This window comes from Pyxidicoccus fallax, from assembly GCF_012933655.1.
GTDB classification, from domain to species: domain Bacteria; phylum Myxococcota; class Myxococcia; order Myxococcales; family Myxococcaceae; genus Myxococcus; species Myxococcus fallax.
This window is the reverse complement of record NZ_JABBJJ010000375.1, coordinates 1-11,676: the sequence shown is the minus strand read 5'-3', so window position 1 is coordinate 11,676 and position 11,676 is coordinate 1. Positions and strand designations below refer to the sequence as shown.

The 11,676-nt window shown below is 72.0% G+C and carries 9 protein-coding genes and 1 pseudogene; 8 read left to right on the top strand and 2 right to left on the bottom strand.

What is annotated here, in order from left to right; translation table 11 throughout:
- The 3 genes and pseudogenes from HG543_RS45280 to serA form a co-directional block, all read left to right on the top strand.
- Nucleotides 1–690 (top strand): annotated as a pseudogene (locus HG543_RS45280) (serine protease); the annotation flags it as partial.
- 206 nt (nucleotides 691–896) lie between these two features.
- A complete protein-coding gene (locus tag HG543_RS56895) occupies nucleotides 897–2,552 on the top strand; it encodes an ATP-binding protein (protein ID WP_169351182.1) in 1,656 nt (551 codons plus the stop codon).
- An 11-nt stretch (nucleotides 2,553–2,563) separates the two neighbouring features.
- Nucleotides 2,564–3,814, top strand: coding sequence for a phosphoglycerate dehydrogenase (gene serA, locus HG543_RS45270; RefSeq protein ID WP_169351181.1), 1,251 nt, complete (start codon nucleotides 2,564–2,566; stop codon nucleotides 3,812–3,814).
- Here serA and HG543_RS45265 read toward each other — a convergent pair.
- Nucleotides 3,809–5,215 carry an FAD-linked oxidase C-terminal domain-containing protein gene (locus HG543_RS45265; RefSeq protein ID WP_169351183.1) on the bottom strand — a complete coding sequence of 469 codons (1,407 nt, stop codon included), beginning with the start codon at nucleotides 5,213–5,215 and terminating at the stop codon, nucleotides 3,809–3,811. The genes serA and HG543_RS45265 overlap by 6 nt on opposite strands.
- Nucleotides 5,216–5,415: 200 nt before the next feature.
- On the opposite strand from HG543_RS45265, the gene HG543_RS45260 reads away from it, so the two are divergent.
- From HG543_RS45260 to HG543_RS45250, 3 genes are all read left to right on the top strand, one after another.
- A complete protein-coding gene (locus HG543_RS45260; RefSeq protein WP_169351180.1) occupies nucleotides 5,416–5,769 on the top strand; it encodes a hypothetical protein in 354 nt (117 codons plus the stop codon).
- Nucleotides 5,770–5,790: 21 nt separating this feature from the next.
- A complete protein-coding gene (locus tag HG543_RS45255; RefSeq protein ID WP_169351179.1) occupies nucleotides 5,791–7,578 on the top strand; it encodes a hypothetical protein in 1,788 nt (595 codons plus the stop codon).
- A gap of 117 nt (nucleotides 7,579–7,695) precedes the next feature.
- Nucleotides 7,696–9,615 carry a choice-of-anchor I family protein gene (locus HG543_RS45250; RefSeq protein ID WP_169351178.1) on the top strand — a complete coding sequence of 640 codons (1,920 nt, stop codon included), beginning with the start codon at nucleotides 7,696–7,698 and terminating at the stop codon, nucleotides 9,613–9,615.
- A gap of 84 nt (nucleotides 9,616–9,699) precedes the next feature.
- Here the strand turns inward: HG543_RS45250 and HG543_RS45245 are convergent, their stop codons facing one another.
- A complete protein-coding gene (locus HG543_RS45245; RefSeq protein ID WP_169351177.1) occupies nucleotides 9,700–9,990 on the bottom strand; it encodes a hypothetical protein in 291 nt (96 codons plus the stop codon).
- A 154-nt stretch (nucleotides 9,991–10,144) separates the two neighbouring features.
- Between HG543_RS45245 and HG543_RS45240 the strand changes: the two genes are divergently transcribed.
- Nucleotides 10,145–10,975 (top strand): hypothetical protein, encoded by an 831-nt coding sequence (locus HG543_RS45240; protein ID WP_169351176.1) that lies wholly within the window; start codon nucleotides 10,145–10,147, stop codon nucleotides 10,973–10,975.
- 514 nt (nucleotides 10,976–11,489) lie between these two features.
- Nucleotides 11,490–11,676 (top strand): hypothetical protein (locus HG543_RS54785; RefSeq protein ID WP_211194600.1); only part of this gene is annotated, 187 nt, incomplete at its 3' end.

Below are 11,676 nucleotides of genomic sequence, written 5' to 3'. Positions count from 1 at the left end.
TATAAGAGACAGCCGCCGCCCCCGCCGGCCAACAGCTTCACCTACACCACCAGCAACACCAACAACGCCACGGCGAACACCACCAACAAGGTGTTGGCCCTCACGGCGGGAGACAAGGTCACCGTGGCCACCTGCGGCCTGACGGGCGCCACCTTCACCGGTGACACGTACCTGCGCGTGAATGGCCCGACGGGCACCGAGGTCGGCGCCAACGACGACGCGTGCAGCGGCCGCGGCTCCAGCATCAGCTTCACCGCCGCCTCCACGGGCAACTTCGAGATTCGCGCGGGCTGCTACTCCTCGGGCAGCTGCGGCGGCACCGTGGTGTGGACCATCGAGGGGGGCACGCCGCCGCCGACCGGCGGCAGCGGCTCGCAGGCGTTCACCGCCAGCAACACCAACAGCGCGCAGCAGAACACCACCAACGCCAACATCACCCTCGCCGCGGGCCAGACGATTCGCTACGGCACCTGCACGGTGACGGGCGCGTCCGGCACGGGTGACACGTACCTGCGCCTGTACAACGCCGCTGGCGCCCAGGTGAGCTTCAACGACGACGGCACCAACTGCGGCACGCTGTCGTACGGCTCCTATACGGTGCCCGCGAACGCGGGCGGCACGTACCAGCTCCGCATCGGCTGCTACAGCAGCAACAGCTGCAGCGGCACGGCGGCCTGGACCATCCAGTAGTCGTCACCGCGCCCGCTGGCGCGTCGGCGGCGGGACGTTCCTCCCTCTCGGAGGGCGTCCCGCCGTTTCATTTTGGATGATGCCCCCCTGCCCGCCCTCCATGCGGGCCTCCGGGTCCACCAGCATCAGGCAGAGGGCCTGCCCTCCCGCCCGGGCGGCCCCCCGGGGCCGTTCATAGCTTCATGCTCTGAAGCAGGGGACCGGGCGTGTACCAGGAGCGACAGCGACAGCTCTGGAGGAGAGCGGGACGGCTGCCGCGGGTCGCGGTGGCGCTGGTGCTGCCCTTGAGCGCGGGGGTGCTCGCGGGCTGGGGGCTTTGGGGCCGGGACGTGCTGAACTCCCTCTTCCCCCACTCCCCGATGATGATGCCCATCACCGCGGGATGCGTGATGGTCTCCTCGGTGGCCATGCTCTGGCTCCTGAAGGGCAGCCCCAGCCGCCACCTGCTGGCGGGGCTGGCCGCGGCGCTGGTGACGGCGGTGAGCGGACTGACGCTCCTCTCGTACGCGTGGCACTGGGACGTGCCGCCGGTGCTCTCCTCCTCGCACCGCATGTCCCCGCAGACGTCGCTGGGCCTGCTGCTGCTGGGCCTGGCCCTCTTGTGCGTGGACCACCGGGGCCGGGGCACGGTCTGGGCGCAGTGCCTCGCGCTGGCGGCCCTCCTCGTCCCGCTGACGGTGCTCCTGGGCTACGTCTTCGCGGAGCACCGCATCTACCGGCTCGACAGCGGCATTGGCGCCGCGCCCCACTCGGCGGTGTCCATGCTGCTGCTGTCGCTGGGCGCCCTCTTCCTGCGGCCGGACCGGGGGCCGGTGATGGCGGTGACGTCGGAGGCGGCGGGCGGGGTGATGGCGCGGAGGATGCTCTTCGCGGGCCTGCTGCCGGTGGTGGTGGGCGCGCTGGTGGAGGCGAGCGTGCGGCTGCGCTGGGTGGACGCGCGCCTGGCCTGGCCGCTGTTCGCGGTGGCGATGATGGTGACCCTGACGGCCGTGGTGTGGCGGGCGGCGGTGGTGAGCAACCGGCTGCACGAGGAGCAGGTGCAGGCCCGGCGGCAGGCCGGCCAGGAGGCCGAGCGGCAGCGCCACCTGGCCGCGGAGAACGCCCGGCTGGCCCAGGCGGCGGCCGCCGCGGCGCGCGAGCGGGAGGACGTGCTCGCCATCGTCTCGCACGACTTGAAGAACCCGCTGGCCACCGTGCGGCTCTCCGCCGCGGTGCTGGACCAGAAGCTGGCGCGGCTTCCCGGCGGGGAGCCGCTGCGCAAGCGCGTGTCCGCCATGGACCGGGCCGCGCTGCTGATGCTCGGTCTCATCACCCGGCTGCTGGACGCGGCCCGGCTGGACGCGGGCCAGCCCCTCGCGGTGGAGCTCCGGCCGGAGGCCGTGGGCGACTTCGTCGCCGAGGCCGTCGCCCTCATCGAGCCCCAGGTCACGCGCGAGGGCCTCCACCTGGAGCAGCGCCTGACGCCGGGGCTGATGGCCCTGTGCGACCGCGAGCGCGTCCTCCAGGTGCTGGCCAACCTGCTGGGCAACGCGGTGAAGTTCACCCCACGGGACGGCACCATCACCGTGGAGACGGAAGCCTGCCCGGGCGAGGTGCGCGTGACGGTGCGGGACACCGGCCCCGGCATCCCCGCCGACGAGCAGCCCCGTCTCTTCCAGCGCCACTGGCAGTCGCGAAGCACCGCGCACCGGGGCAGCGGCCTGGGGCTCTACATCGCCAAGGGCGTGGTGGAGGCCCACGGCGGCCGGCTCTGGGTGGAGAGCACCGTCGGCTCCGGCAGCACCTTCCACTTCACCCTCCCCCTGGCACCCGAGCGCCGGCCTCCTCAACCCACCCTTGACAGCCCCGGAGCCGAGGTCTAACGCACAGCGACATGAGCACTGCCCGCTTTCCCTCACCGACGCGCCCCATCACCAACGAGGGCCCCTTCCGCGCCCTGCTGCTGGAGAACATCCACCCGTCCGCGGAGGAGATGCTGGCCGCCGAGGGCTTCCAGGTGGAGCGGCTGTCCGCCGCCCTCAAGCCCGAGGAGCTGGCCGAGCGGCTGAAGGGCGTGCACCTCCTGGGCATCCGCAGCAAGACGACGGTGCCGGCCTCGGCGCTGGTGAACGCGGAGGAGCTCCTGGCCATTGGCGCCTTCTGCATCGGCACCAACCAGGTGGACCTGGTGAACGCGAACACGCACGGCATCCCCGTGTTCAACGCGCCCTTCAGCAACACGCGCAGCGTGGCGGAGATGGTGCTGGCGGAGGTCATCGTCCTCACGCGCCAGCTGTTCGACCGCAGCCGCGAGGTGCACGCGGGCCAGTGGCGCAAGGTGGCCACCGGCAGCCGCGAGGTGCGCGGCAAGACGCTGGGCATCATCGGCTATGGCCACATCGGCTCGCAGCTGGGCGTGATGGCCGAGGCGCTCGGCATGCGGGTGCAGTACTACGACGTGATGACGAAGCTGCCCCTGGGCAACGCGCAGTCGGTGCCCACGCTGGACGAGCTGCTGGCCACGTCCGACTTCATCACCCTGCACGTACCGGCCACGCCCAGCACGCACATGATGATTGGCGCGGACCAGCTGGCGCGGATGCGCAAGGGCGCGTGCCTCATCAACGCCAGCCGCGGCACGGTGGTGGACATCGGCGCGCTGTCGCGGGCGCTGCGCTCCAAGCACCTGGGCGGCGCCGCGGTGGACGTCTACCCGGAGGAGCCGGAGAGCAACTCGGACGGCTTCGTCACCGAGCTGCAGGGGCTGCCCAACGTGGTGCTCACGCCGCACATCGGCGGCTCCACGGAGGAAGCGCAGGCCGCCATCGGCAAGGAGGTGGCGACGAGCCTCTTGAAGTACTTCAAGGCGGGCGCGACGACGGGCGCGGTGAACTTCCCCCAGGTGGAGGCGCCGCTCATCCCCGGCACGCACCGCATCCTCAACGTGCACCGCAACATCCCCGGCGTGCTCCGCGACATCAACCGCATCGTCTCGGACCTCAACGCCAACATCCACGCCCAGGTGCTCAGCACCGACGCCAACATCGGCTACCTCGTCATGGACCTGGACCAGGACGTGTCGCGCCCGGTGTGTGACGCCATCGCCGGGCTGCAGACGGACATCAAGACGCGCATCGTCTCATGAGTCGATGACCTTCCCGGGGTTGAGGATGCCCCGGGGGTCCAAGGTCCGCTTGAGCGCGCGGAGCAGCTCCAGCTCCGCGGGCGAGCGCGAGTAGCCGAGGTAGTCCTTCTTCAAGAGGCCGATGCCGTGCTCGGCGGAGATGCTGCCGCCGTGCTTCTTCACCAGCTCGAACATGGTGGGGTCCGCCTCCTTCGTGCGGGCGAGGAAGGCCGCCTTCTCCATGTCGTCCGGCTTCATGACGTTGACGTGCAGGTTGCCGTCACCGATGTGGCCGAAGAGGCAGATTTCCCAGCCCGGGTAGCGGGCGGTGAAGAGGGACTCCAGCTCGCCGCAGAAGGCCTCCAGCCCCGCCACGGGCAGGGAGATGTCGTTCTTGTGGGGCAGGCCGGTGGCCGAGAGGCTCTCGCTGATGCCCTCGCGCAGGGCCCACAGCTCCGCGGCCTGGGACGCGCCCTGGGCCTGCGTGCCGTCCGTCACCAGCCCGCGCTCGAACAGGGAGCCCAGCCACGCCTCCACCGCGGCGGAATCCTTCGCCTCCGCCTCCAGCAGCACGTAGCAGCCGCTGGGGGCCTCGAAGGGGGAGCGCAGCTTGCGGTGGCGCTGCAGGCGCGCCAGGCACCTGTCGGTGAAGAACTCGTAGGCGGAGATGAGGAAGGACGTCTGCTGGCGCGCGTCGCGGAACAGCCGCAGCACGGCGGCCACGTCCGGCACGGCGAAGAGGAACACGTCCTGCCTGCCGGGCAGCTGCGTCAGCTTGAGGGTGGCCTCGGTGATGACGCCCAGGGTGCCCTCGCTGCCGATGAAGAGCTGCCGCAGGTCCGTGCCGGTGTTGTTCTTCTCCAGCGCGCCGTTGAGCTCCAGCACCTGCCCCTCGGCCGTCACCACCTGGAGGCCCAGCACCCACTGGCGGGTGAGGCCATAGCGGATGACCTTCACCCCGCCCGCGTTGGTGGCGATGTTGCCGCCCACCGTGCTGGAGCCCTTGGAGGCGAAGTCCACCGGCCACGTCAGGCCGTGCTCGGCGCAGTGGTGGTGCACGGCCTCCGTCACCGCGCCCGCCTGCACGCGCACCGTGTTGCCGAGCAGGTCCACCGGCTCCATGCGCGCCATGCGCTGGAGGGAGAGCACCACCTCGCCCCGGGCCGCCACCGCGCCGCCGGCCAGGCCCGTGCGCCCGCCGGAGGGCACCACCGCCACCTGGTGCTGGTGGCACAGGGCCAGCAGGCGGGCGACCTCGTCGGTGCTCCGGGGAAGCGCCACCGCGCTGGGGGCGGGGGTGTAGACGCGCGTCCAGTCACGGCCGTACTCGCTCAGCTCCGCCGGCTCGCGGGTGAGGAAGTCCGGGGGGAAGCCCTCGGCGATGGCGCGGAGGAAGTCGGCGGGGAGCGCGGACGTGGGCACGGTGGTCGACATGCCTACAGGCGTATTGCAGCCGCCGGGCCATGACAAGGCGAAGTGCCCCGCCGGAGCGGAGCCCCCGCCGGATGAGGCCCTCCGTGGCCGGTAATAATCAGGAAATTCGTCTCCCTGCGTATACGGAGCAGGGCCCGAGCAGGCATCCCGAAGCCCCGGGCCCCGTCCCCTCTCCGAGGAGTTCCGCGATGTCGCAGAGCCGAGCCCGCCGCGCCGCCGCCCTGCTGGTCCTCACCCTGGGAGTCGCCCCCGCCGCGCTGGGGGCGGAGGAACCCGTCGTGGGAACCCCGTACGTCTTCCAGACGGTGGACAGCTACAACGTCGTCAACCACATCGAGGTCGAGGTCACGGGCATCCTCCAGGGGGAGAGCGCCCCGCGAACCGTGTCCTTCTGGTACAACCTGGGCAACATCGACTCGGCCGGACACCTCACGCGCTGTGACCGCATGGCCCTGCTCGCCATGAACAAGCCGGGGCTCTATCTGCTCGAGATGACGCAGACGAACACCTCCGTCGCCCGCTGCCGGCTGACGCGCCGCTAGCCCTGCCCCGGGACTCCACTCATGGGCACGATGCGAAGCGTCTGGCTGGCCCTCGCGCTGCTCCTGGCCGGGTGCCCCGGCGGCACGAAGGGCCCGGACACCGGCGTGGACTCGGATGATGACGGCGTGGTGGATGCCGAGGACTGCGCCGCGTGGTCGAAGGAGCGCTGGCGGACCCTCGAGGTCTTCCGCGACGAGGACGGAGACGGCCTGGGCGCGGGGGGCACGCGCTTGCAATGCATCGGTGAGCGGCCGCCCGTGGGCTGGGCGCTCACCGCGGGGGACTGCGCGGACGGCGATGCCAGCCGGTGGCGGGAAGTGCCGGGGTTGTACCCGGACCGGGATGGAGATGGCGCCACGGCGCCGGGACCGGTGACGGGCTGCGTGGGCGACTCGCTGGGGGGCTTCCATTCCCAGCCCGGCCCGGAGGACTGCGACGACACGGACGGGCGCTACCAGCAGACGGCGCGGGCCTGGCGCGACCTGGACGGGGACGGCCACGGCAGTGACACGAGCGTGACCTACTGCCTCGGCGCGCGTCTGCCCGCCGGCCATGTCGCGCTGGAGGGCGACTGCGCGCCCTACGACTCCACGCGCGCGGTGGCGCTCGCCTATACCTACCGGGACGCGGACGCGGACGGCTTCACGGTGCCCGAGCAGGGCACCCTGTGCGCCACCACCCTGCCCTCCGGGTACCTGAACACCGCGCGCGACCTGGATTGCGATGACCGGAGCGCCACGCGGTGGCGCCTGCGGGACGTCTACGTGGACACGGACGGGGACGGCTTCGGCGCTGGAGCGGCGGAGGCCCGCTGCATCGGGGACGCTCCGGGTCCGGGCTTCGCGTGGGAGGGAGAGGACTGCGCGGCCGGCGACGGCACGCGCTGGCAGTGGCGCTCGTATGCGCACCGCGACCAGGATGGGGATGGAGCCACCGTCCCGCAGACGGGCGTGCAGTGCTCCGGCGAGGAGCTTCCCGACGGCTACCACGTCTGGCCGGGCGCGCTGGATTGCGACGACACGAGCCCCGCGCGGCGGGTGAGCTGGGACGTGTACCCGGACACCGACGGGGACGGCGTGGGCGCGGGAGCGCGACAGACGCTGTGCGCGGGCGGCACGCTGCCCCAGGGGTACTCCGCCCGGGACAGCGACTGTGCCACCTCGGACGCCACCCGCTGGCAGGTGCTGGCCTTCTCGCACCGGGACGGGGACGGGGACGGCTTCACCGTGCCGCAGACGGGGACGGTGTGCTCGGGCGCGACGCTGCCGGCCGGCCATGCCACCTCGGCGCGGGGCCTGGACTGCGACGACACCGTCCCGGCGCGGCACACCTCCGTGCAGGCCTGGGTGGACACGGACGCGGACGGCGTGGGCGCGGGCGAGCCGGTGGTCATGTGCACGGACGGCACGGTGCCGAAGCCCTGGTCGGGCAGCGGCACGGACTGCGCCGCCGATGACGGGACGCGCTGGCGGATGCTGCCCTACGCGCACGTGGACCGGGACGAGGACGGCCACACCCAGTCCGAAGCGGGTGGGCTCTGCGCGGGCGCCGAGCTCCCCGAGCCCTACTTCGCGCAGGCGAAGGGCAACGACTGCGACGACACGGACGCGTCCCTCTTCCGCTGGGCCGTGCTCTATCCCGACGCGGACGGAGACGGGGTGGGCGCGGGAGCGCGCACGGTGCCGTGCCTCGGACGAGACGTGCCGCGAGGCTTCTCGTTCAAGGGCTACGACGTGGACGACCGGAACGCGTCCGTCCAGGAGGACGCGGAGGACGACCTGCTCGTGGAGCTCCTCCTGATGCCGTAAGCGGGCCCGCGGCCTCCACCGCGACTTCACCTGCCTGTGACGACCTCGTTGCCGGAGGTCCGCGCACGCCTGTTACGCCGCTGTCCCCGAAACCGACTTCTGGAGGGGACAGCCGAGATGAAGCCACCGAGCACTGTGAAGAGGGCCACGCGCGCCGGAACGCTGCTGGCGTGGATGGCCGCCGCCGCGCTGGGCGCCGGATGCCAGGGTGAGCAGGGGCCCGCGGGTCCCCCGGGCGAGCCGGGGCCTCGCGGTGAGACGGGCGCCCCCGGTCCCCAGGGCCCACAGGGCCCCGCGGGGGAGCAGGGGCCTCAGGGTCCCCAGGGCCCTTCAGGTGAACAGGGCCCTCGAGGTCCCACGGGCCCGACGGGCGAGCAGGGTCCCACGGGGGAGCAGGGCCCGCGGGGGCCTCAAGGTCCCCAGGGCCCGCAGGGGCCCCAGGGCGAGCCCGCGATTCCGCCGGACCCGAAGCTGACGGTGCTGGGCACGTACCGGAGCCAGGCCTTCGACGAGGGCGCGGCGGAAATCGTCGCGTACCACGCGCCGTCGCGGCGGCTGTTCGTGGTGAACGCGCTGGCGGGCACGCTGGACGTGCTGGACGTCACGAACCCGGCCGAGCCGACGAAGGTGACGGACCCGGCCTTCGCCTTCAACCTGCGGACGGACCTGCCCACGCTGCTGGCGGGCTTCACGGTGGGCGCGGCCAACAGCGTCAGCGTGCACGGCGACACCGTGGCCATCGCCGTGGAGTCCTCCGACAAGCAGGCCCCCGGCGCCGTGGCCTTCTATGACGCGCGCGGCGGCACGTTCCTCAACGCCGTGCAGGTGGGCGCGCTGCCGGACATGCTCACCTTCTCGCCGGACGGCCGGTACGTGCTGGTGGCCAACGAGGGCGAGCCCAACGACAGCTACACGAACGACCCGGAGGGCTCCGTCAGCATCATCGACGCGTCCGTGGGCTTCGGGCCGGGACAGCCGGTGGTGGCCACGGCGGGCTTCACCGCCTTCAATGGCCTGCAGGCGCGGCTGCTCGCGCTGGGCGCGCACTTCACGCTGTTCGGCGCCGCGCCGACCGTGGCGAAGGACCTGGAGCCCGAGTACATCGCCGTGTCGCCGGACTCGAAGACGGCGTGGGTGACGTGCCAGGAGGCGAACGTGGTGGCCGTGGTGGACGTGGCCACCGCGACGGTGACGCAGCTGGTGCCGCTGGGCTTCAAGAACCACCACGGGCTGGGCAACGGCATGGATCCGAGCGACCGCGACGCCGTCGTCCCCACGGGCACCCGCCCCCGCGTCGCCATCGGGAGCTGGCCGGTGCTGGGCATGTACCAGCCGGACGCCATCGCCCCCTTCACCGCGGCGGGACAGACGTACCTCGTCACCGCCAACGAGGGCGACATCCGCGAGTACTCCGGTGGCAAGGAGGTGGAGCGCGTGAACAGGCTGACGCTGGAGGCGCCGCTGGCGAGCAGCCTCAAGGACGACGCGGTGCTCGGCCGGCTCAACGTCACGACGCGGGGCGGAGACGTGGACGGGGATGGGACGTACGAGCAGCTCCACGCCTTCGGCGCGCGCTCGTTCTCCATCTGGACGGCGAGCGGCAGCCTCGTCTTCGACAGCGGCGACGAGTTCGAGCAGGTGGTGGCCGCGCGCTACCCGGCGAACTTCAACGCCAACAACGACAAGAACGACTTCGACTCGCGCAGCGACGACAAGGGCCCGGAACCCGAGGGCGTCACGGTGGGCAGGCTGGGCGACCGCACCTTCGCCTTCATCGGCCTGGAGCGCGTGGGCGGCATCATGGTGTACGAGGTGACGGACCCGCGCCACGCGCGCTTCGTGCAGTACCTCAACAACCGCGACTTCAGCGTGGCGGACGCGGAGGCCAGCGTGCTGGGTGACGGCAAGGTGGGGGACCTCGGCCCCGAGGGGCTGCTGTTCATTCCCGCCGAACAGAGCCCCACCGGCCAGTCGCTGCTCGTGGTGGGCAACGAGGTGAGCGGCACCACCACGCTGTACCGCTTCGCGCTGCCGTAGCCGTGCCCTTCCCGCCCGCCTCCCGGACGGCCGGAGGCGGGCGTGGAGCCCGCGCGCATCCCCGTCTCGCGAGCCACTGCGCCCTCAGCGCCAGTCGGCGAGGATGTGGACCGCCGTACCATTCGGCGGAAAGTCCCGGCGATGGCGCGCCTGGTCCTCCAGCGCCTCCAGGCACGCGGCGTCCCGCTCCAGCACCTCGGAAGCGAGGTGCGGCTGCTCGCGCAGGCGCTTCCGCCAGTCCTTTCCGCTCAGCGCTTCGTCCAGCCGCCCGTAGCACGATGAGGTCGCCTCGATGTGTTCGAGGCCACCCTCCAATTGGCGGTGCAGGTCCTCGGGAGACAGAGCCGGCACCATGGCGCGTGCGGGGTCGGACATTCTTCCCGCAGCATACCGGCGAAGTCCTGCCCCCCGGGAGCAGGCCCCGTGCGGCCCCGGACACTCCGCCCAGCCCCGCTCCGAAGGCGCCTGGCGCAGTGCCTATCCTCGCCGCGCGCGCTGCTCGGACGCGCGTGTCCGTGGGGGATGCGGCATGGACCGCTTGCGAACGCCCTTCTTCGTCGCGGCCCTGGTGCTGCTGGTGCTCTCCGTGCTCGTGGAGGTGGGCTCGCCGGTGCTCCTTCCCCGGAAGCCGCCGGACTGCTCCGCGCTGAGCGGCACGAGGCCCTGTGCCCCGGTACCGCCAGGGCTCCCCGAGGACTGCCTCCCCCTGCACGCGTCGGTGTGCGAGGGAGAGGGCGTGAAGATGGACGACGTGTTCCGCACGCAGCGGGAGAACCCGCCCACGCCCGGGCTGGGCATTCCCTACCTCGCGCTGGTGGACGCGCTGCTGCTGCTCACGCTGGGATTGATGGGCGCCAGCCTCCTCATCCCCGAGCGCGTCCACGGGCGCGTGCAGGGACTGGCCACGCTGGTGGGCGCCATCGTGGCGCTACTCACCGGTATCGGGCTCTTGCTCGCGGCCATTGGCCTGCTCATCACCATGGTGACACTCGTGGCCGCCGCGCCGTTCGGCACCATCGCGTACCTGGCGGTGTGGGGCTTCTTCAACCGGGGCGGCGCGGCCGGCACGCTGGGGCTGCTGATGATGTTCAAGCTGGCGGCGGGCGTGTGCCTCGTGCTCGCGCATCAGCGCTTCCTGCAGAACAAGGGGCTGGTGCTGCTCTACCTCACGTCCCTGCTGGCCAACGCCGTGGTGTCCTTCCTCCACGGCCTGGTGCCCGGCATCCTGGTGAGCATCACCGACGCGGTGGGCGCCATCATCGTCGCCATCCTCGGGCTCATCTGGGCCGTGCTGCTGCTGGTGGGCGCCCTCGTCTCCATCGTCAAGGTGCTGCGGCTCAAGCGCGTAGCGCTCGCGTGATTCAGGACGCCGGAAGGCACTGCACGGAGCAGGGCGTCGCCTGGCGAAGCGCGGACTGGAGCGGCGCAAGGAGCAGAGCAAGCGCGCACGCTCTCGTGCTGGAGGGCGCGTCCCGGTGCCTGGAGGGGACACGCCCAGCTCACCGGGCCCCGAGCCTTCCGTCGCAGCCACCTCCAGAGAAGAAGTCCCCGCGCCTTCCGCCTCGGTGCCTTCGGTGCCAGCGCCCTCCGGCGGAGGCGTTCGGCCGCCTCCGGCACCGGAGTCCTCCTCCGCCGCCAGCGCCTTCCAGAGCACCCGCCCCATGGGAATGACGTTCTCCAGCGCGCCCTGCTCGTCTCCCCGCGCCACCGCCCGCACCAGCTCCGCCAGCGCCCCCCAGATGAGCCCCTCGCCCACCTGCACGCTTCCAGGCGCCAGCGCCTCCACGCGCTCACCGTGCGCCAGCACCTCGCGCACCAGCTCCCGCGCCTGGACACCCAAGGCCTCTGGCTCCAGCGAGTCCGGATGCCAGTGCATGAAGGTGAAGTGGAACAGCTCCGGCTTTCTCGTCGCGCACCACGCCAGGTCCTCCCAAAAGCTGTCGAAGACCTCGCGAAAGCTGCGCTCCGGCTGCTCCGGCGCCAGCTCGAAGTCCACGCGTGCGATGCGGCAGAGTTCGGTCTCGGCCCACTGGCGCACCTCCCGCGCGAAGCCCGCCTTGC

Coding starts and splice junctions, on each gene's coding strand:
- HG543_RS45250 (WP_169351178.1), top strand. CDS start 7,696: ATGAAGCCACCGAGCACTGTGAAGAGGGCCACGCGCGCCGGAACGCTG.
- HG543_RS45245 (WP_169351177.1), bottom strand. CDS start 9,990: ATGTCCGACCCCGCACGCGCCATGGTGCCGGCTCTGTCTCCCGAGGAC.
- HG543_RS45260 (WP_169351180.1), top strand. CDS start 5,416: ATGTCGCAGAGCCGAGCCCGCCGCGCCGCCGCCCTGCTGGTCCTCACC.
- HG543_RS45240 (WP_169351176.1), top strand. CDS start 10,145: ATGGACCGCTTGCGAACGCCCTTCTTCGTCGCGGCCCTGGTGCTGCTG.
- HG543_RS45255 (WP_169351179.1), top strand. CDS start 5,791: ATGGGCACGATGCGAAGCGTCTGGCTGGCCCTCGCGCTGCTCCTGGCC.
- serA (WP_169351181.1), top strand. CDS start 2,564: ATGAGCACTGCCCGCTTTCCCTCACCGACGCGCCCCATCACCAACGAG.